Source organism: Streptomyces sp. NPDC002206 (genome assembly GCF_053593595.1).
This window is the reverse complement of record NZ_JBSFCW010000001.1, coordinates 35,755-54,774: the sequence shown is the minus strand read 5'-3', so window position 1 is coordinate 54,774 and position 19,020 is coordinate 35,755. Positions and strand designations below refer to the sequence as shown.

Genomic DNA, 19,020 nt, shown 5'->3' with positions numbered 1-19,020 from the left:
GACGCGCACCGTGCACCGCGCACCGCGTCATGCGGCGCCTCACCTCACGTACACCCCTGCCCGTGCCGCCGCGGCTGCCGCCTCGGCCGCGCGGTCGGCCGCCGCCGTGTCGAGCGGGCCGCCGCCGACCAGCAGGCGGTAGTAGAGCGGTGCCGAGACGGCGCGGATCACATCGCCGGGGTCCGTGCCTGCGGGCAACTCCCCGCGTTCCAGGGCCTGGGTGACGCAGGCCGCCCATTCCTCGACGCGGATCGCGTAGAAGCGGTGCAGCGACTCGGCCGTGCGCGCGTCGCATGTCGCCGCGGCGATCACCGACTTGAACAGGGCGCCCTGGCGCGGATCGGACAGGGTCTTCACGACGAGCCGCGCATTGGCCTTGAGGTCCTCGATGAGCGAACCCGTGTCCGTACGCGGGGTGGACTGCTCGGCCATGTCGTCGAGCAGGTCGGCGATCAGGCCGGTGGTGGTGGACCAGCGCCGGTAGACGGTCGTCTTGCCGACCTCTGCGCGACGGGCGACATCGGCGAGGTCGAGGCCGTCGAAGCCGTGTTCGGCCAGGGCGTCCCCCGCCGCCCGCAGGACGGACTCCCGTACCCGGGCGGTACGTCCACCGGGCCGGACGGTGCCCGGTTCCACACCATCGGAAGTCATAACGGGTCTCCAGTTTCATTAGAGGGAGTTCCTCTGTTACGGTGACGCCATCTTAACGGAACTACAGGACCGTTAAAACGCCTGCCTGAGGAAGGGCACCCATGTCCGTACCCAGCACGACCCCTTCACCGGCTGTCGCCGGGGGTGTCACCGCCGCCGCCACCCCGGCCGCCGGTACCGCCTTCCCGCAGTCCGAGGTCCGCATGACCGGGCGGCAGAAGCTCGTCCTCGCCCTGCTCCTCGGCGCCCAGTTCATGATCGCGGTGGACTTCTCGATCCTGAATGTCGCGCTGCCGGCCGTCGGTGAGGGGCTCGGCTTCTCCCTCGCGAACCTTCAGTGGATCGCCACCGCCTTCGCGCTCGCCGCCGCAGGCTTCACGCTCCTCTTCGGTCGCGTGGCCGACATTGTCGGCCGCAAGCGGCTGTTCCTGGGCGGTATGGCCGTGCTCGGCGCCGCCTCCCTCCTCGGCGGACTCGCCACCTCGCCCGAAGTCCTCCTTGCGGCACGGGTGTTGCAGGGTCTTGCCACCGCGGCCGTCACCCCGGCCGGACTCGCCCTGCTGACGACCGCCTTCAAGGAAGGCCCGCTGCGTGCACGCGCCCTCGGCCTCAACGGCGCCCTGATGTCCGCCGGGTTCACCGCCGGGGCCGTCCTCGGCGGGCTGCTGACCGACCTGCTCTCCTGGCGCTGGGCCTTCTTCATCAACGCCCCCGTCGCTCTCCTGGTCCTCGTCCTCGCCCCGTCGGTCATCACCGACTCACGCCCCACCGGGCGGCCGAAGCTGGACATTCCCGGCGCCGTGACCGTCACCGGCGGACTCCTCGCACTGGTCTTCGGACTCACCCGGGCGGGCGAGACCGGCTGGACCACGCCCACCACTCTGGGCGCACTTCTGGCGGGCGTCGCCCTCCTCGTCGCCTTCTGGTCGGTCGAGAAGCGGGCCGCCACCCCGCTCGTGCCCGTACGGATCCTGAAGCGGCGCAGCGTCATCTGGGGCAACACCGCCGGACTGATCGCCTTCGTCACCGAGACTTCACTCGTCTTCCTGCTCACCCTCTACCTGCAGGAAGTGCTCGGCTACACGCCCCTCAGCACGGGGCTCGCCTTCGGTGTCCTGGGCATCGGCACCGTGATCGGCGGCACGCTCGGCGGACGAGCGGTCGGCCGCTACGGCAACCGGACGACCATCGTCACCGGCGGTGCCGTCCAGGCCGCCGCCACCCTCGCCCTGGCCGCGCTCGGTGCGTCGGGGGCCTGGATCTGGCTGCTGCTCGCGGCCACGTTCGTCGGTGGCATCGGCAACATGCTGATGATCGTCGGGTTCATGGTCACCGCCACCTCCGGCCTCCCCGACGCTGAACAGGGCCTGGCCACCGGGCTCGCCACGATGACCCAGCAGGTCGGTATCACCATGGGCATCCCGGTCATGAGCGCGATCGCGGCCGCCCGGATGACCGCACTCGGCGACACCGGCCCCCACGGCGTCCTGTCCGGGGTCAGCGTCGCAATCCTGGTCAACTCCGCGCTCGTCCTGGCTGGTTCGCTGCTCGCGGGGGCTTTCCTCGGGAGAGCGGGGCGCACCCCCTGATCCTTTTTCCCGAGCGGTCTCCGCACTGCAGAAGGGCCCGACCGGCAAGACCGGTCGGGCCCTTCTGTTTGCTGCCTTGGCCTGCGTGGCAGGTCGAACCGCTCGGAAGCGGCGATCAGGCCTTCTTGGTCTCCCAGAAGATCTTGTCGATCTCGGCGATGTAGTCCAGCGCCTTCTGACCCGTCGCCGGGTCGGTGGAGGCCTTCGCGGCCGACAGCGCCTTCAGGGCGTCGTTGACCAGCTGGTGCAGCTCCGGGTACTTCTCGAAGTGCGGCGGCTTGAAGTAGTCGCTCCACAGCACCGAGATGTGGTGCTTCGCGAGCTCGGCGCGCTGCTCCTTGATGACCACAGCGCGGGCCCGGAAGTGCGGGTCCTCGTTGGCCTGGAACTTTTCCTGGACGGCCTTGACGGACTCGGCCTCGATGCGGGCCTGGGCCGGGTCGTACACGCCGCAGGGCAGGTCGCAGTGGGCGCTGACCTTCACCTTGGGGGCAAACAGGCGGGAAAGCATTGAGCTGTCCTTCCTCGTGATCGTCTTCTCAGGTGGGACATTACTCCGTGAGGGACGCGTTTTTGTGGGTGCCCCCATGGGCTTAGGCCAAAAGTCCGGGGTGAGGATGGGGCCAGTGGCCGAATGTACGGAACGGTATGCGGGACGGTGTACTGAACGGACCGGGGAGGTGCCGGAAATGCCGGAGGGGCCGGAGCTGACACAGGAGCCCACGCGCGGGCTGGCGGCGCGAGTGCCGTTCCAGGTGGTGGAGGTGACGGGGCCTTCGATGGTGCCCACGCTCCACCACGGGGACTGGCTGCTCGTGCAGCACGGGGCGCCGGTGCGCCCGGGTGATGTGGTGATTCTGCGCCATCCGTTCCAGCAGGACCTGTTGGTCGTCAAACGGGCCGTCGAGCGCCGTGCGGGCGGCTGGTGGGTGCTGGGCGACAACACGTTCGCGGGCGGGGACAGCACGGATTACGGGACGGTGCCCGAGGAGCTGGTGCTGGCCAGGGTCCGGGTCCGCTACCGGCCGCTGAGGAAGGATCAGAAGTCGGTGCTCGGGGTGCTGGGCTGGGCGGTGACCACGCTGCGGCCGGTGTCGGCCGTGCGCTCCGCCTCCAGACGTTTGCGGGCCCGGTAGGCGGCCACATTGGCGCGGGTCGCGCAGCGGTCCGAGCAGTAGCGGCGGGACCGGTTGGTCGAGGTGTCGAGATACGCGTTGCGGCACGGCGCCGCCTCGCACAGGCCGAGCCGGTCCACGCCGTACGACGTGAGGTGGAAGGCGAGCCCCATCGCCGCGATGGCGGCGTATCCGGCCGTCGCGTTCGACGGGTGGTCGGCCAGGTGCATGTGCCAGTCCGGTTTGCCGTCCTCGTCACGGGTGTCGTGGCCGGAGATCTGCGGGCTGACCGGGAACTCCAGCAGCAGCGAGTTCAGCAGGTCGACGGCGAGCGTCTCGTCGCCGCTGTCGGCCGCTTCGAAGACGGCGCGCAGCCGTGCCCGTACCGACCGGAAGCGGGTCACATCCGCGTCGGTGGCGCGCCTCGCAGCCTGCGCGTTGGCGCCGAACAGCTCGCGGACCGCCTCGACGGAGGTGAGGACGTCCTTGTTGCGGGCCGGCTCCTCGGTGTTGATCAGGCGCACCGCATAGTCCGAGTAATAGGCCAGTTCCACTTGTAGTCCTTACCGGGTCGGTCTAGGGTCGTCGTGCGGCGATCGGAGTAATAGGCGGTTGCAGATTCAGGGTATTACATTGGAGGGATACTTGTGACGGAGACAGCAGCGGGCACCGACTGGCAGGCCTGGCAGCAGAGCTGGGACCGGCAGCAGGAGTGGTACATGCCCGACCGCGAGGAGCGGTTCCGGGTGATGCTGGACATGGTCGAGGCCGTGGTGGGGCCCGAACCACGGGTGCTCGACCTCGCGTGCGGTACGGGAAGTATTACGGACCGGCTGCTCAAGCGGTTCCCCGAGGCCACCAGTACCGGCGTCGACCTCGACCCCGCGCTGCTCGCCATCGCCCGCGGTTCCTTCGCCGGCGACGAGCGCGCCACCTTCGTCACCGCCGATCTCAAGGACCCGGAGTGGGTGGAGCGGCTGCCGCACGACACGTACGACGCCGTCCTCACCGCCACCGCCCTGCACTGGCTGCACAGCGAACCGCTCACCACGCTCTACGGGCAGCTCGCCGGGCTCGTCCGGGACGGCGGGGTGTTCATGAATGCCGACCGCATGATCGACACCACGACCCCCCGGATCAACGCGGCCGAACGCGCCCACCGGCACGCCGCCATGGACCGCGCCAAGGCCGCGGGCACCCTCGACTGGGCGGACTGGTGGGCCCTCGCCGCCGAGGACCCGGTCCTCGCCGTACCGACCGCCGAACGGTACAAGATCTACGGCGAGCATGCGGACGGCGACATGCCGTCCGCCCAGTGGCACGCAGAGACGCTGCGCGCCGCGGGCTTCGGCGAGGCGCGGGCCGTCTGGGCCTCGCCCTCGGACGCCCTGGTACTCGCCGTGAGGTAGCGGCAGCATGCCCTCGTCGGGGCGGTACGGACTCCGGTCCGTACCGCCCCGACTTTCTGTCCGACCTCTGCAACCCGCCGCGCACCCCGGCGCACTGGAAGGGTGAGACGGTCCGCACCCGCGGACCCGGGAAGGGGCGTCGACGATGCGGATCGATGACGATGCCGCGCTGCACGCCTTCGTCGAAGGCAGGCGTACGGCACTGTTCCGCAGCGCCTATCTGCTCTGCGGCGACCGGCACGAGGCCGAGGACCTGGTCCAGTCGACACTCGTGAAGGTCGTCCTCGGCGGACGGCGGTACGGACGGCTCGACAACATCGAGGCGTACGCGCGCAAGACCCTGGTCAACACCTTCATCGCCGCCCGCCGCCGCTTCTGGCGGCGCGAGCAGGCGTACGGCGAACTGCCCGACCGCGCGGGCGACTCGCCCGACACGGACACCGGCCTCGCGGTGCGGGCGGCCCTCGCCCGGCTCACGGCCAAACAGCGTGCCGTGCTGGTGCTGCGCTACTGGGAGGACCTGAGCGTCGAGGCCACGGCCGAGCTGCTCGGGATGCGGGAGAACACGGTCAAGAGCCATACGGCTCGGGGGTTGGCGGCGCTGCGCGCCGAGATGGCGGAGGAACTCGTATGAACGACGTCAGGGAGCTGCTGGGGCGGGCCGCCGAGCACGCGGGGCAGCCGGTCATCAGCACCGAGGTGGTGTACGCCAGAGCCGCCAGGGTGCGATGGCGGCGCCGGGCCACGGTTGTCGCGGCCGCATTCGCCGTCGTCGCGGCCGGAGCGGTCGCGGTCCCGGGACTCGCTGCACAGACGAAGCAGCAGAACGCCTCGGTGGGTGGGCCCGCCGAGCCGGCCGGCCACAGCGGCCGGGCGAAGCAGCTGGTCAAGCTGTTGCCCAAGGGTGTCGGCTCGGTCGAGCAGGTCTCCCTCGCCGTGATCATCAAACACGCCACCGCCGCGCAGGCGAAGGAGCATCCGGTGGGGCCGCTGGACGGGCAGTACTCCGTCCGCAGGGACGGCGGCGTCGGGTACCTCGTCATCGGCACCATGGACGCGAAGAGTGTCGTCAAGAAGCTCGGCGGTTTCGATCCGGCCGCAGACATCTGCAAGCCGACCAACGGGGAGCCGCGGCCGGCCGACTGCGTACGCGAGGAGCTACCGGACGGCCGGATCCTCACCATCTGGAGCGACGCGATGAACTACGACGGCACGCCTCGGTGGGGGTCCGAACTAGTCGCCCGGCTCACCCTCAAGGACGGCGGGCTGCTGGCCGTCCGCGACAGCACCGGCTTCACCAGCGACCGGTCGCAGGGCCCGCTGCTGAAATCGACGCCGCTCACCCGGGCCCAGTTGCGTGCACTGATGCTCAGTCCGGAGCTGCTGATGAAGTAGCAGGTACGAAGAAGGGCGGTACGGACTCCACGTCCGTACCGCCCTCTCGTCATGCCCGTACTGCTACAGCACCTTTGACAGGAACGACTTCGTCCGGTCGTGCTGCGGGTTGGTCAGTACGTCGCGCGGGTGGCCCGACTCGACCACCACACCGTCGTCCATGAAGACCAGCGCATCGCCGACCTCGCGGGCGAAGCCCATCTCGTGGGTCACGACGATCATCGTCATGCCGTCCTCCGCGAGACCGCGCATGACGTCCAGGACGTCGCCGACCAGCTCCGGGTCGAGCGCCGACGTCGGCTCGTCGAAGAGCATCAGCTTCGGCTCCATGGCCAGGGCGCGGGCGATGGCCACCCGCTGCTGCTGGCCGCCGGAGAGCTGCGACGGGTAGTTCTTCGCCTTGTCGCCCAGGCCGACCCGGTCCAGGAGCCGCTCCGCGCGGGCCCGGGCGACGGCCTTCGCCTCGCCCTTGACCTGAATCGGCGCTTCCATGACGTTCTCGATGGCCGTCATGTGCGGGAAGAGGTTGAAGCGCTGGAAGACCATGCCGATGTCGCGGCGCTTGGCCGCCACTTCGCTGTCCTTGAGCTCGTAGAGCTTGTTGCCCTTCTCGCGGTAGCCCACCAGATCGCCGTCCACGGACAGCCGCCCGGCGTTGATCTTCTCCAGGTGGTTGATGCACCGCAGGAAGGTGGACTTGCCGGAACCGGACGGACCGACCAGGCAGAACACCTCACGCGGCGCGACCTCCAGGTCGATGCCCTTGAGGATGTGCGCGGCGCCGAAGGACTTGTGGACGCCCTCGGCCTTCACCATGGGGTGTGTGGTCACTTGGCCACCTCCGAACGGCGGAGCATGTTCAGGTTGGCCCGCAGACGCTGCAGCGGGGTGGGCGGCAGGGAGCGCAGTGCCCCGCGGGCGTAACGGCGCTCCAGGTAGTACTGGCCGACGCTGAACACGCTGGTCAGGGCCAGGTACCAGATCGAGGCGACAAAGAGCATCTCCATCACCGCGAACGAGGTGGACGCGATGTCCTGTGCGCTGCGCAGCAGATCCTGGTATTGCACGGCCACGACCAGCGACGAGGTCTTGAGCATGTTGATGAACTCGTTGCCCGTCGGCGGGATGATCACCCGCATCGCCTGCGGGAGCACCACTCGCCGCATGGTCTTCGCCTGCGTCATGCCCAGTGCGTGGGACGCCTCGGTCTGGCCTTCGTCGACGGACTGGATGCCGGCCCGGACGATCTCCGCCATGTACGCGCCCTCATTGAGACCGAGCCCCAGCAGGGCGGCCAGGAAGGGGGTCATGACATCGGTCATCTCGTCCCGGTAGAACCCGATGTCGAAGATCGGGAAGATCAGGGCGAGGTTGAACCAGATCAGCAGCTGCACATAGACCGGAGTGCCGCGGAAGAACCAGATGTACAGCCAGGCCACCCAGCCGGTCACCGGGTTCTTGGACAGACGCATCACGGCGAAGACCACGCCGAGCACCAGGCCGAGGACCATGGAGGCCACGCTGATCAGGATGGTGTGCCACAGGCCGGTGAGGATGCTGGAGTCGAACAGCTTCTCCGGCACGGTCGCCCAGCGCACATTGCCCTGCGAGAAGGCGTACCCGAGGGCCGCAAGGACGGCGACCACGACCAGCCCGCTGATCCAGCGTCCGACGTGACGTACCGGGATCGCCTTGTTCGCCACGGGGGTGATCCGGTCCGGGGCGGGGGCCGCCCCGGACGGAACCTTGTCGATCTTGTCGTTCACAACGACTGCCCTTCAGCCGGTGCGTGGTTCACTTGCCGCCGTTGACGGCAGCTGCGGTGACGGCACCGTCGGCGGCGCCCCACTTGTCGAGAGCGGCCTTGTAGGTCCCGTCGGCGATGATCGCGTCCAGGGCGGTCTTGAGGGCGTCGCGGAGCTGCGTGTTCTTCTTGTCCACCGCGATACCGAACGGTCCGGCGTCCGACTTGTTGGCGACGGCCTCGAAGTCGTTGCCGCCGCCCGCAGTCTTGGCGATGTAGGCGGCGACCGGGGAGTCGTTCAGGTCGGCGACGGCGCCGCCGGACTTGACGCGGGTCTGGGCCTCGGCGTCGCTGGAGAAGGCCTCGATCGAGATCTTCTTCTTGCCGTCCGTGACGCACTTGGCCGACAGGTCCTTGGCGGCCTTCTCGTACGTCGTGCCGCGCTGGACAGCGAGCTTCTTGCCGCAGAGGTCGTCGACCGACTTGATGCCTTCCGGGTTGCCCTTCTTCACCAGGATGCCGGTGCTGGCGGTGAAGTAGTCGACGAAGTCGACACCGGTGCCGGTCTTCTTGCCCTTGTCGTCCAGACCCTCCTGGCGGGCCTTGGTGTCGCTCATGGCGGACATGACGGCGTTGTAGCGGCCGGTGGGCAGAGCGCCGAGCAGGGTGTCGAAGGTTCCCGAGGTGAACTCGATCTTCACACCGAGCTGCTTGCCGAGGGCCGCGGCGATGTCGGGGTCGACACCGACGATCTTGTCGCCCTGCTTGAACTCCATCGGAGCGTACGTGGCGTCCGTGCCGACCTTGATGACACCGGCCTTCTGGATGTCCGCAGGCAGCTTGTCGAAGAGCGGAGCGGTGCTCTTGGTGCCGCCCTCCGTCTTCGTGGTGTCCGAGTTCGTCTGGTCGCCGCAGGCGGTCAGCAGCATGGTGCCGGCGACCGCGATGGCGCCGACCGCAGCAATCCGGGACTTCGCGGTCGTACGACGAGTGGTGCGTGCGGTCATGATCGGGTTCCTCCGGCAGGTGAGGGTCGAGTTGCCAGGCGGTATGGCACACATCGTCGGATGTCGCCGCCTCGTCTGATTACGGCATCTTGCCATTCGGACTAGCCCATTCGGGGCGCCAGCCATGTCAAAATCGGGTAACGGGCGATCCCCGACCCCCAAGAGGCCGGTACATCAAGGCTGGACCTTCTGTGGGGTTTCCTTCTTCCGGCCGGAGAATCTTCGGCGCGTCTCACATGTCGGCCTATATTTCGCATGTTGGCGGGCTTGTCCAGATATTCGACTATGAGGCACGTCACCGAGTCGATACGGACTCGTCCGTGAAGCGGTCCGTCCGGTAAGAAAGACGTTTACACCCCTCATCCGGGGCCCAGGGCGCGTGTGCGGCGCGCCCGCGCGTACGTACCTCCCCCTGCCGGGGCGGGCCAACCGCCCGGCGCAGGGAACGTACGCGGTGCCCGCCCACCCCTCCTCAATCAGGAGTGGCCACCCTCAAACCTTGAAGACTTAAGGGGTCAACACCATGGCAGCGGAGATCGTCAATCCTCGCAGCGACAGCAACACCGACAGCGCCACCGACGAGCCGTTCGATCCGGCCTTCGCGCTTCACCGCGGCGGGAAGATGGCCGTGCAGTCCACCGTCCCCATCCGGGACAAGGACGACCTGTCCCTCGCGTACACGCCCGGCGTCGCCAAGGTGTGCAGCGCCATCGCCGCGAACCCCGAGCTGGTCCACGACTACACCTGGAAGTCGCAGGTCGTCGCCGTCGTGACGGACGGCACCGCGGTGCTCGGACTGGGCGACATCGGCCCCGAGGCGTCCCTCCCGGTGATGGAGGGCAAGGCGATCCTCTTCAAGCAGTTCGGCGGCGTCGACGCCGTGCCGATCGCGCTCGCGACCACCGACGCGGACGAGATCGTCGAGACGGTCGTCCGCCTCGCGCCGTCCTTCGGAGGGGTGAACCTGGAGGACATCTCGGCGCCCCGTTGCTTCGAGATCGAGCGCAAGCTCAAGGAGCGGCTCGACATCCCGGTCTTCCACGACGACCAGCACGGCACCGCCGTCGTGACGCTGGCGGCCCTGCGCAACGCCGCGAAGCTGTCCGGGCGGACCCTCGGCGACCTGCGCGGTGTCATCTCCGGCGCCGGTGCGGCCGGAGTCGCCATCGCGAAGTTCCTGCTGGAGGCGGGGCTCGGGGACGTCGCCGTGGCCGACCGCAAGGGCATCGTCAGCCGGGACCGTGAGGACCTGACGGACGTCAAGCGCGAGCTCGCGGAGCTCACCAACAGGGCCGGCATCTCCGGCCCGCTGGAGACCGCCCTGGTCGGCGCGGACGTCTTCATCGGTGTGTCCGGCGGTACGGTGCCGGAGTCGGCGGTCGCGTCGATGGCGCCCGGTGCGTTCGTCTTCGCCATGGCCAATCCGGACCCGGAGGTCCACCCCGACATCGCGCACAAGTACGCGGCCGTGGTGGCGACGGGACGCTCCGACTACCCGAACCAGATCAATAACGTGCTGGCCTTCCCGGGCATCTTCGCGGGGGCGCTGCAGGTGCGGGCGTCCCGGATCACGGAGGGCATGAAGATTGCCGCCGCGAACGCGCTGGCGGATGTCGTGGGTGACGAGCTGGCCGCGGACTACGTGATTCCGTCACCGTTCGACGAGCGGGTCGCTCCGGCCGTGACAGCGGCGGTTGCCGCGGCGGCGCGCGCGGAGGGCGTGGCGCGACGCTGAGGTTCGGGGCGGGGCGGGGCCGGGTGCTTGTGGGGCCCGTTCCCCGACCTCGCCCCCTTCCGTAACCGGGGCATGGCCCCGGACGCCGGCGAGGCCGGATCTCCGACTCCGAAGGTCCGGCGCAGGCGACCCGCACGCGCGGTACGCGTCACACCCGTGATCGGTTACGTCGGCGCGCCCCCCGGCCTATCGTCAAGGCCATGTTCGCCGCCTACGCATCCCGCATCGACCGCGACCAGCCCCTCAACGGCCTTGAGCTGGGCGAGCGCCCCGCCCCCGAGGCGCGTTCCGGCTGGACCACCGTGAACGTCCGCGCCGCCTCCCTCAACCATCACGACCTCTGGTCGCTCCGTGGTGTCGGCCTCGCCGAGGACAAGCTGCCGATGATCCTCGGCTGTGACGCCGCCGGCATCGACGAGGACGGCAACGAGGTCGTCCTGCACTCCGTCATCGGCCAGACCGGGCACGGTGTCGGCCCGAAGGAGCCCCGCTCCATCCTCACCGAGCGCTACCAGGGCACCTTCGCCGAGCAGGTCACCGTCCCCAGCTGGAACGTGCTGCCCAAGCCGAAGGAGCTCACGTTCGAGCAGGCCGCCTGTCTGCCGACCGCCTGGCTCACCGCGTACCGGATGCTGTTCACCAATGCCGGGGTCCGGCCCGGGGACTCGGTTCTCGTGCAGGGCGCGGGCGGCGGTGTCGCTACCGCCGCGATCGTCCTCGGTCGCGCCGCAGGCCTTCGGGTCTACGCAACCAGTCGCGATGAGGCCAAGCGCAAGCGGGCCGTCGAGCTCGGTGCGATCGAGGTGTACGAGCCGGGCGCGCGGCTGCCGCAGCGTGTCGACGCCGTCATCGAGACCGTCGGCGCCGCAACCTGGTCGCACTCGGTGAAGTCGCTGCGCCCCGGCGGCACCCTGGTCATCTCCGGTGCGACCAGCGGCGACCGTCCCTCGCACGCCGAGCTGACCCGGATCTTCTTCCTGGAGCTGAAGGTCGTCGGTTCGACGATGGGGTCCAAGGACGAGCTGGAGGACCTGCTGGCGTTCTGTGCGACGACCGGTGTGCGGCCCGTCATCGACGAGGTGCTGCCGTTGGACCGGGCTCGTGAGGGGTTCGAACGACTCGCCGCGGGCGACCAGTTCGGGAAGATCGTGCTCACCGCCTCCTGAGTCCGCCCGCCCTTCCGACGCGCCCTTGATGGTGCGTCAGTTCCGCTGTGGGATCTGCGTCGTGCGTATGGACAGTGCACCCATGGCGGTTGTCACTTCGACCGTGCCGACGGCGGGGGCCCTCGCCCCCGCCGCCCACGCGCGTCTCCGTCGGTGATCCGCGGCCGCCCGGCATTTGGCGGCTGAACGACGCCCACGCCCGGACCCTCTCCCTGCCGCGGCCGGAGCGTCGAGGGCGAGGCGGACCGCGGTGCCCCTGCGCTGACAGTCAACTCTCATCGAGAAGCGCCTCCGCCGTCTGCACGCCAAGGGGTCCGGCTTCGCCCGGCCGCTGGTCTTCCGGGGCGAGTCGTCGCCGCTCTTGTCAATCGTGGTTGACAAGAGCGCCTTGTCAACGTAAGTTGACATCATGACCGAAGCAACGGATCTTGCCGCACGTGCGGGCGATCGTGACCCGCGCGTCGGGCTGCGGGCCGTCGTCGCGCTGCGGCGGCTGCTGGAGCAGCTCGAAGCCGTCCAAGTCAGAAGTGCCCGCGTCCAGGGCTGGTCGTGGCAGGAGATCGCCGCCGAACTGGGCGTCAGCCGACAGGCCGTGCACAAGAAGTACGGGAGGAATTGATGTTCGAACGATTCACTGCCGATGCCCGCGCCGTTGTGACCGGAGCCGTGGACCAGGCCCGAAGGACGGGCTCCCGCTCCGTCACCGAGGAGCACATGCTGCTCGCCCTGTTGGATCGGCCGGGCAGCAGCCGGGCCTCCTTCGCCGCCACCGCGCTCGGCCTCACCGACCGTCGCGCATCGGTGCAGGCGGCGCTCGCCGACGCGGCCCGCCGGGGCGGCCTGACGAAGGCCGATACGGACGCACTCGCCGGTATCGGCATCGACGTGACGGAGATCGTCGCCCGGATCGAGGGCGCCCACGGCGAGGGTGCGCTGGCGGGCGACCGGAAGGACCGCCGGGGGCGGTCAGGGCGACCGCCCTTCAACCGTGGCGCGAAGACCGTCCTGGAGAAGTCACTGCGGATCGCGCTCGGGCGCGGCGACCGGTTCATCGGCGAGGAACACATCCTGCTGGCGTTCACCGTCATCCCCGGTGTGGTCGCCGATGTGCTGGCGGAACACGGGGCGACGCACGAGACGGTGACGCGTGCGCTCTACGGGGACGGGGGAGCGGAGGGGCAGGCCGAGGCGAGCTGAGGGGCGGGCGGTGGCTGGGGCCCCCTCCGGCGGGTGTGGCTGATCACGAGGTGGCATGACCCGTGCGGCATGTCACCTCGTCCCGCTCACCGGGAGGCGTCCGGGCCCTCGGTGTCGGTGCCCTTGGTGCCGGTGTCCTTCCGCAGCAGTGCGCCTATGTGGGCTGCCGCCGTCGACAGATGGCGGCGGGCCTCGGTCAGCTGAGCCTCCGTGACGCCCCGGTCCCGGGCCGCGTCGCGGATGTCGTCGCGGAAACGGTCCAGCAGGCGGTCCAGATCGCGGGCCGGGTCGCCCGTGCCGGCCGTGTCCTTGCCCCATTCGGGGTCCGCGTCGGCCGGGTCCGGCTTGATGTACGGGGGCCAGCTGCCCGTCGCGGCGAAGCCGCCGAGGCGGCCGGTGATCTCCGCCAGGCCTTCCCGTACGCCGGTGGGCCAGTCGCCCCGGGCGAAGTGCTCCTGGACCTGCCGGGCCGCGTTCTGCATCTGCTCGCGCGCCCTGTCCTGGGCCTCCTTGGCCTGGCGGCGGGCCTGCTGGGCCTCCTCGCGGGCGCGACGCGACTCGTCCTTCGCCCGGCGGGCCTGTTCCTTCCACTCCTGCCTGGCCTTGCGCAGCTCCTCCTTGGCGGTGCGCCACGCCTCGTTGTCGCCGAAGTCGCCGAAGTCGCCGAACGGGGATCCCTGTTCGCCCTTCGCGCCGGCCCCGGCGGCGGACGTGTGCCGGTTCTCGCCGGCCGCAGCCCGCATCTCGCTGCGCAGTTTTCCCGCCGCGCCGCGCACGTCGTCCCGCATCTCGGCGGCCAGTTCGGAGACCGATTCGCGGATCTCCAGCTCCAGATCGGCCAGTTCGCCGGTGCGGCCCGCCAGTTCGGTGCGGCCCGCGTCGGTGATCGAGTAGACCTTGCGACCGCCCTCGGTGGCATGCGTGACCAGGCCCTCGGCCTCCAGCTTGGCCAGTCGCGGATAGACCGTGCCGGCCGATGGTGCGTACAGACCCTGGAAGCGTTCCTCCAGGAGCCGGATCACCTCGTAGCCGTGGCGGGGGGCCTCGTCCAGGAGCTTCAGCAGATAGAGGCGCAGGCGCCCATGGGCGAATACGGGGGGCATGTCAGAGCACCTTTCCGGTCGGCTCGGCGTCGTACGGGTCTTCCTCGGCAGGTGGGCGGCGGAGCACGGCGATCGATCCCGAGACGGTCGTGGCCTTCAGCGTTCCCGTCCCGGCGCCGAGCGTGCCGGTGATCTTCTTCGCTCCCCACTGGCCGCTGACCAGCAGATCCTCGAAGCCGTTGGAGACGGCGCCGCTCGCCGTGCTCGCCTCGACCCTCGCGTCCGCCGGGTGCGGCAACCGGATCGCCACCTCGCCGGAGACCGTGGTCAGCCGGATGTCCGTGGGCTTCCCGGTCGGGTCCAGGTCCAGCACCATGTCGCCGCTGACCGAATCGGCCCGTACGGAGGCCCCGGCGCCCTCGACGACCGTCAGATCGCCGGAGACCGACTTGAAGCGGAGGTTGCCGGTGACGGCCTGGGCCTCCACATTGCCGGAGACCGTGTCCGCCCGGACCGCGCCGGCGAGGCCGACGAGCGTGGTGTCGCCGCTGACGCCGCGCACGTCCGTACGCCCCCGGATGCCGGAGACGAACGCTCCGGCACCGACCACGCCGACCTCCACCGTCGACCCGGCCGGCACGGCGAGCGAGACGACCGCGCTGCGGTGCCATTCCTTGCGGTCGAACCACTTCAGGAAGTTGTGCCAGGGCAGATCCTCGTAGGCGACGGAGAGGGTGCCGCCCTGTTGCGTCACGATCAGCGGCGGGCCCTCGATCCCGGAGACCTCCAGCCGGGCGGTCGGCTCCTCGGTGCCCACGACATTGACCGTGCCGTTGACGATGCGCACATTGAGCGACGTCACCGGCTCGTCGAAGGTCAGCTTCTGAGGCTCGGTGATGGCCCACGTCGACACAGGCATGGATCTGACCTCCCGGGGAACGCAGCGCGACGCAACATATCGCGTCTCTTGCAGAACACGATATATCGCGGATCGGGGAAGTCAAGAGGGGGTGAGGTGCCACGGATCGATCAAATAGCTCCCAATATGGGCAAATTGCCCTACGGTGTGGGACATGAACGCGACATCATCCGTGGGCGCGCTGCTGCTGTGCCGGGCCGAGCTCGGATCCGTGCGGCCCGTGGCCCATCTGCTGCGCGAGCGGATGCTGCTCGCACCCGCCGGGGACGAGTGGAGCGTCCTCGTCCCGGAGGGCACGCCCTGGCAGGACAGACAGGAAAGCCGGAGCGCGGCGGAGACGGAGGGGGAGCAGTCGGTCGACAGCGTGCTGGGCGGCTGGGCCACCGCACTCGCGGTCGGTTCCACCTGGCCGGTCCTCGCGCTGTGGTGGGACGGCGACCGGGCGGGCTACACACTCGCGTCCGGCTTCCGGCGGCCCGTCGGCTACGTCTGGCTGACGGACGGGACCCCGGCCGGGGAGGACGAGGCGATGCGTACGTTCGCCGGACGGCTCGGCCTCGATCCCGTGCTGGACATCCAGCAACTCGAAGCGCTGACCCGCCCCGACCCCGAAGCGGACGCCCGTACCCGGCTGCGCGGGCTGCTCGCCGTCCTCGCCCGCATCGGCCTGGTGCTCCCGCCGGGCCTCGAACCCGGCGAACCCGCCGACCGGCTGCACACCGCGGTCGGCGGCCGGCCCGAAACGCAACGGATCGCGTGGGCCGGCTGGCGCGATGCGGTGAAGCTGGAACTCGACGCGGTCGAGGGCAGTGGCCTCGGTCCGTGGGTGCGCGGCCCCAGGGCCCGTGCGCTCGCCGTGGCCCAGCTCGCCGTGGGTCTCCCGCTCGTCGCCTGGGGGATCGGGCGCCGCAGCGGAGGGTGGGCCTTCGCGGGGGCGCTGCTGCTCGCGCACGGGGCGGGCGGCCTCGCGTACGACCGGATCAGGAACGACAGAACCTAGATCCCGGGCGTCGCCCTACTCGTCGTCCTCGTCCTCGTCGTCGAGCCGGGCCAGCCAGGTGGCGAGGCGCTCGACGGGCACCTCGAAGTCAGGGTTGAGATCGACGAAGGTACGCAGCTGCTCGGCGAGCCACTCGAAGGTGACCTCCTCCTCGCCGCGCCGCTTCTCCAGCTCCTCGATGCCACGGTCGGTGAAGTACATGGCGGCAAGTTTAATGCCTGGTGAGCGCCCCCGACCGGGCCGCGCGGGACCATGCGGACGCCCCCTGGAACCGACGCGCCCCGCCCCGGTGTCATGGTCGATGTGCCTCGCATCGGTCACGTACTGCCGTTAACCTGCGGGGAGTTCGGGGAACGGGGGGTGTCATGAGCGACAGCGAGACCCGTATTACGCGCATCGAGCTGCCGGACGGTACGCCGGTCTGGGCGCGCATCTCCGGGGCCGAGGAACTCCGGCGAACGCCGACCGGGAGCGGCCTGTCCTACACGGACACCGGCTTCTCGGACTTCGCCGACCAGGTGCAGGCCAGGGTGGAGAGCCTGCAGGGGGTGGTGACCGGCGTCGCGCGGTCGCTCGCCGAGCCGCTGCGGGCCGTACGGCCGGACGAGGTCAGCGTCGAATTCGGCATCGAGCTCACCGCCAGGGCGGGCAAGGTCGTCGGGCTCCTCGCGGACGGGGAGGCCAAGGGCGCCATCAAGGTCACGCTCACCTGGAACGGGGGCGGACCGCCCGTCGACCCGCCGGTCACGCCCCAGGTGCCCGCGCAGGCCACGCCCCCGATCCCGTCCGCGCCGCCTGCAGTCCGGACACCCCCGGCGCCTTCGGCTCCACCGGCTCACTCCGGACAACCGGAGCCCGCGCCCCCGTCGCCGTCCGCCGGGGCACCCACCGGCGTACCGGCGCATCCCCATACGGCCGCGGCCGCTGACGGCGGCGGGTCATGACGCAGGAGACCGGCGGGGGCGCGGAGGGGGGTCCGGGCCAGGCGGAGGCTGCGCTCATGGACCTCGTGCGGGACGCCACCGTACGCATCCATCACCCGGGTGCCGGGTATGCCACTGACGGACCCGGCCAGGGCTTCCTGGGAAGCGGCTTCTTCATCGCCCCGAGCTGGGTCCTCACGTGCGCGCATGTGGCCATGCGGGGGGAGGGGCGCGAGGTGAACGTGTTGTTCAGGGCCGATCCGTACAGCGCCGAGCTGACCGAGGTCCCCGGTGTCGTGCTTGCCGCGCTGCCCGAGACCCGGCCGGCCGGGGGCACCGGCTGGCCCGCTCCCGACCTTGCGCTCATCCAGCTCCGGCGGCCCGTCGAACACGCCTGTGTGTACGTCACCGAGCGATCGGAGGCCATGCTCCGCGGCCGCAAGGTCCGCTGCGTGGGCTGGGCGCCCTCGCCGGGCGGCGGGCTGACGACGCTCAGCGGTGACTGCGAGGTGAAGGGCACGTACGGGGGCTGGGCCGACGCCGACCAGCAGATCCGGCTCGACGGGGACTGGCTGGAGCTCGGGATGTCCGGAGGCCCCGTCGTGGACGTGGCCCGGGGCGAGGTCGTCGGCGTGATCAAGTCGCGGCTCGACGACCACCAGGGCGGCACCGCCGTCGGCATCGAGCGGCTGCGCTCCCTGACGGTGCCCGCCGGACCCGTGGAGACCGAGTCGGAGGACACCTACCAGGCCGTCTTCCACGCCCACGACCGCTACCACGCCGACCGGCACAACAGCCCCGCCTCCACCGAGCGGACCTGGGCCGATGTGCAGAGCGACCTGCCCGGGCCGCCCGGCCGGGTGCTCAGCCCCAAGCGGCGGATCGACCTGCTGGGCAGGCTCGCCGAGTTCCCGCCGCCGGTCAGCACCCGCAATCTGCTCAGCCTCCTCGACGGCCTGCCCAACGTCCACGCGCGCGACCTCCGCCCGGCGCCGCGCGGCTGGCGCGACGGACTCGGCTCGCTGTACGACGCCCGCGTCCGCGACCGCGACGCCGCGCTCGAACTCATCCTGCGCTACTGCATGGGTGTCCTCGCCGCCGACCGCCCCTTCGACGTGCCCTCCACCCGGACCGCCACGAAATCCCTCTGGGAATGGGTGAAACGGATAGCCGACGAGGACCTCTCCCGCGACTTCCGGCAGGAACTCGTACTGCACTGGCGCGCCGTCCGGCAGCGCCGGGACCAGGAGCACCAGCGGGCCCCCGCCCCGATGAACGAGCCGGCCCGGTACGGCGAACGCGCCTTCGTCCTGCTGGAGCTGGAGCCACGCGGCTGGGAACGGGACCTGTACGACTGGCGGGTCGGCGTCGCCCGCCCCGCCGGGGAGGTCCTGCCCGTCGCCGAGGACAGCCGGGGCACGGGGCTCGGCGCCCTGCCGGAGCGGCTCGCCGCCCCGCTCGCCGAGGCATTCCGGCGGTGCGACGAACCGGACAGCCCCGCCGTGCTCCAGGTCGCGGTCGCACCGGCGCTGCTCGGCCTGGGCGTCGACAACTGGCAGGTGACCCCCGACGGGCTGCCGCTCGGCGCCGTGCGTCCGGTGGTCGTGCGCCGCTCGGAGCGGGGGCAGCCGCCGGACGACGAAGTGGAAAGACGGCGCAGGGCCCGCTGGAACAGCACCCGGAACTCCTCGATGCAGGCCGAAGTCGTCGACTGCGAGGACGGAATGGGGGTACGCGTACCGGAGGCGGCGAGGCTGCACACCCTGGCGTACGAGACCGTGCCGGTCCTCTGCCGGTACGGCGGCCGGCCGGATCCCGAGACCACGGCCGGACTGGTGCGGATCCTCGACGGCGGCTTCGGGGTGGCCCTGTGGCGGCGGACCGGGGAGGCCGACGCGGTCTGCACGGAGTTCCACCGGCGCGCCGCCGACACCGTCGCGGAGGTGCGCTCCTCCGACCGGCTGCCGCAGCGGATCCACGAGCTCAGGCGGGGCGTACACGCGGGACGTACGGAGACGTACTGGTCGGACGGTGTTGCCCTGTATTACGACGATCCGCACCATCCGCTGCCCGGCTCCGGTCAGCTCCTGGAGGCACCGTGAACGGCCACCGCACCGGTGCGCCCCT

General features: G+C 70.4%; 21 protein-coding genes. 12 read left to right on the top strand and 9 right to left on the bottom strand.

Features of this window, described 5'->3' with window-relative positions; genetic code table 11:
• Nucleotides 1–39: 39 nt before the first annotated feature.
• Complete coding sequence (locus ACWCP8_RS00235) at nucleotides 40–651, bottom strand: TetR/AcrR family transcriptional regulator (protein WP_352266415.1); 612 nt, start codon at nucleotides 649–651, stop codon at nucleotides 40–42.
• 101 nt (nucleotides 652–752) lie between these two features.
• Here ACWCP8_RS00235 and ACWCP8_RS00230 point away from each other — a divergent pair, with 101 nt between their 5' ends.
• The gene (locus tag ACWCP8_RS00230; RefSeq protein ID WP_451113807.1) at nucleotides 753–2,240 is read left to right on the top strand and encodes an MFS transporter; all 1,488 of its coding nucleotides are present in this window, start codon (nucleotides 753–755) and stop codon (nucleotides 2,238–2,240) included.
• A 115-nt stretch (nucleotides 2,241–2,355) separates the two neighbouring features.
• On the opposite strand, the gene sodN is transcribed toward ACWCP8_RS00230, so the two are convergent.
• Nucleotides 2,356–2,751: a superoxide dismutase, Ni gene (sodN, locus tag ACWCP8_RS00225; RefSeq protein ID WP_267001973.1), complete on the bottom strand. Its 396-nt coding sequence runs from the start codon at nucleotides 2,749–2,751 to the stop codon at nucleotides 2,356–2,358.
• 178 nt (nucleotides 2,752–2,929) lie between these two features.
• Between sodN and sodX the strand changes: the two genes are divergently transcribed.
• Nucleotides 2,930–3,376 (top strand): nickel-type superoxide dismutase maturation protease, encoded by a 447-nt coding sequence (gene sodX, locus ACWCP8_RS00220; RefSeq protein ID WP_352266416.1) that lies wholly within the window; start codon nucleotides 2,930–2,932, stop codon nucleotides 3,374–3,376.
• Here the strand turns inward: sodX and ACWCP8_RS00215 are convergent.
• Nucleotides 3,280–3,909, bottom strand: a complete 630-nt coding sequence (locus ACWCP8_RS00215) for a CGNR zinc finger domain-containing protein (RefSeq protein WP_352266417.1) — start codon at nucleotides 3,907–3,909, stop codon at nucleotides 3,280–3,282. The genes sodX and ACWCP8_RS00215 overlap by 97 nt on opposite strands.
• A gap of 93 nt (nucleotides 3,910–4,002) precedes the next feature.
• On the opposite strand from ACWCP8_RS00215, the gene ACWCP8_RS00210 reads away from it, so the two are divergent.
• The 3 genes from ACWCP8_RS00210 (at nucleotide 4,003) to ACWCP8_RS00200 (ending at nucleotide 6,159) form a co-directional block, all read left to right on the top strand.
• Nucleotides 4,003–4,764, top strand: a complete 762-nt coding sequence (locus ACWCP8_RS00210; protein WP_352266418.1) for a class I SAM-dependent methyltransferase — start codon at nucleotides 4,003–4,005, stop codon at nucleotides 4,762–4,764.
• A 145-nt stretch (nucleotides 4,765–4,909) separates the two neighbouring features.
• On the top strand, nucleotides 4,910–5,398 hold the full coding sequence (locus tag ACWCP8_RS00205; RefSeq protein WP_267001965.1) for a SigE family RNA polymerase sigma factor: 489 nt from the start codon (nucleotides 4,910–4,912) through the stop codon (nucleotides 5,396–5,398).
• Complete coding sequence (locus ACWCP8_RS00200) at nucleotides 5,395–6,159, top strand: hypothetical protein (RefSeq protein ID WP_451113806.1); 765 nt, start codon at nucleotides 5,395–5,397, stop codon at nucleotides 6,157–6,159. Before ACWCP8_RS00205 ends, ACWCP8_RS00200 begins: the two co-directional genes overlap by 4 nt.
• Before the next feature lie 63 nt (nucleotides 6,160–6,222).
• On the opposite strand, the gene ACWCP8_RS00195 is transcribed toward ACWCP8_RS00200, so the two are convergent.
• From ACWCP8_RS00195 to ACWCP8_RS00185, 3 genes are read right to left on the bottom strand one after another with little or no spacing between them, the layout of a single operon-like run.
• Nucleotides 6,223–6,975 carry an amino acid ABC transporter ATP-binding protein gene (locus ACWCP8_RS00195; RefSeq protein WP_352266458.1) on the bottom strand — a complete coding sequence of 251 codons (753 nt, stop codon included), beginning with the start codon at nucleotides 6,973–6,975 and terminating at the stop codon, nucleotides 6,223–6,225.
• A gap of 11 nt (nucleotides 6,976–6,986) precedes the next feature.
• Nucleotides 6,987–7,925, bottom strand: a complete 939-nt coding sequence (locus ACWCP8_RS00190) for an amino acid ABC transporter permease (RefSeq protein ID WP_451113805.1) — start codon at nucleotides 7,923–7,925, stop codon at nucleotides 6,987–6,989.
• 28 nt (nucleotides 7,926–7,953) lie between these two features.
• Nucleotides 7,954–8,910, bottom strand: coding sequence for an ABC transporter substrate-binding protein (locus ACWCP8_RS00185; RefSeq protein ID WP_352266420.1), 957 nt, complete (start codon nucleotides 8,908–8,910; stop codon nucleotides 7,954–7,956).
• 523 nt (nucleotides 8,911–9,433) lie between these two features.
• Between ACWCP8_RS00185 and ACWCP8_RS00180 the strand changes: the two genes are divergently transcribed.
• The 4 genes from ACWCP8_RS00180 (at nucleotide 9,434) to ACWCP8_RS00165 (ending at nucleotide 13,008) form a co-directional block, all read left to right on the top strand.
• On the top strand, nucleotides 9,434–10,645 hold the full coding sequence (locus ACWCP8_RS00180) for an NAD(P)-dependent malic enzyme (protein WP_352266421.1): 1,212 nt from the start codon (nucleotides 9,434–9,436) through the stop codon (nucleotides 10,643–10,645).
• 200 nt (nucleotides 10,646–10,845) lie between these two features.
• Nucleotides 10,846–11,811 (top strand): zinc-binding dehydrogenase, encoded by a 966-nt coding sequence (locus tag ACWCP8_RS00175; protein WP_451113804.1) that lies wholly within the window; start codon nucleotides 10,846–10,848, stop codon nucleotides 11,809–11,811.
• Nucleotides 11,812–12,220: 409 nt separating this feature from the next.
• Nucleotides 12,221–12,430: a sigma factor-like helix-turn-helix DNA-binding protein gene (locus tag ACWCP8_RS00170; protein WP_030915748.1), complete on the top strand. Its 210-nt coding sequence runs from the start codon at nucleotides 12,221–12,223 to the stop codon at nucleotides 12,428–12,430.
• Entirely contained in the window at nucleotides 12,430–13,008 is a 579-nt protein-coding gene (locus ACWCP8_RS00165) for a Clp protease N-terminal domain-containing protein (RefSeq protein WP_352266422.1), read from the top strand. The genes ACWCP8_RS00170 and ACWCP8_RS00165 overlap by 1 nt, the downstream gene beginning before the upstream one ends.
• A gap of 86 nt (nucleotides 13,009–13,094) precedes the next feature.
• On the opposite strand, the gene ACWCP8_RS00160 is transcribed toward ACWCP8_RS00165, so the two are convergent.
• Both ACWCP8_RS00160 and ACWCP8_RS00155 read right to left on the bottom strand, forming a co-directional pair.
• Nucleotides 13,095–14,111, bottom strand: a complete 1,017-nt coding sequence (locus tag ACWCP8_RS00160) for a PadR family transcriptional regulator (RefSeq protein ID WP_352266423.1) — start codon at nucleotides 14,109–14,111, stop codon at nucleotides 13,095–13,097.
• 1 nt (nucleotide 14,112) lies between these two features.
• Nucleotides 14,113–14,970 (bottom strand): DUF4097 family beta strand repeat-containing protein, encoded by an 858-nt coding sequence (locus ACWCP8_RS00155; protein ID WP_352266424.1) that lies wholly within the window; start codon nucleotides 14,968–14,970, stop codon nucleotides 14,113–14,115.
• A gap of 154 nt (nucleotides 14,971–15,124) precedes the next feature.
• Between ACWCP8_RS00155 and ACWCP8_RS00150 the strand changes: the two genes are divergently transcribed.
• Nucleotides 15,125–15,970, top strand: coding sequence for a hypothetical protein (locus ACWCP8_RS00150; RefSeq protein WP_451113803.1), 846 nt, complete (start codon nucleotides 15,125–15,127; stop codon nucleotides 15,968–15,970).
• A 15-nt stretch (nucleotides 15,971–15,985) separates the two neighbouring features.
• Here the strand turns inward: ACWCP8_RS00150 and ACWCP8_RS00145 are convergent, their stop codons facing one another.
• On the bottom strand, nucleotides 15,986–16,171 hold the full coding sequence (locus ACWCP8_RS00145) for a DUF6104 family protein (RefSeq protein ID WP_007266501.1): 186 nt from the start codon (nucleotides 16,169–16,171) through the stop codon (nucleotides 15,986–15,988).
• Nucleotides 16,172–16,335: 164 nt separating this feature from the next.
• Here ACWCP8_RS00145 and ACWCP8_RS00140 point away from each other — a divergent pair, with 164 nt between their 5' ends.
• Both ACWCP8_RS00140 and ACWCP8_RS00135 read left to right on the top strand, forming a co-directional pair.
• Nucleotides 16,336–16,914 (top strand): CU044_2847 family protein, encoded by a 579-nt coding sequence (locus ACWCP8_RS00140; RefSeq protein ID WP_451113802.1) that lies wholly within the window; start codon nucleotides 16,336–16,338, stop codon nucleotides 16,912–16,914.
• A complete protein-coding gene (locus ACWCP8_RS00135; RefSeq protein ID WP_352266427.1) occupies nucleotides 16,911–18,995 on the top strand; it encodes a VMAP-C domain-containing protein in 2,085 nt (694 codons plus the stop codon). The genes ACWCP8_RS00140 and ACWCP8_RS00135 overlap by 4 nt, the downstream gene beginning before the upstream one ends.
• Nucleotides 18,996–19,020 lie beyond the last annotated feature (25 nt).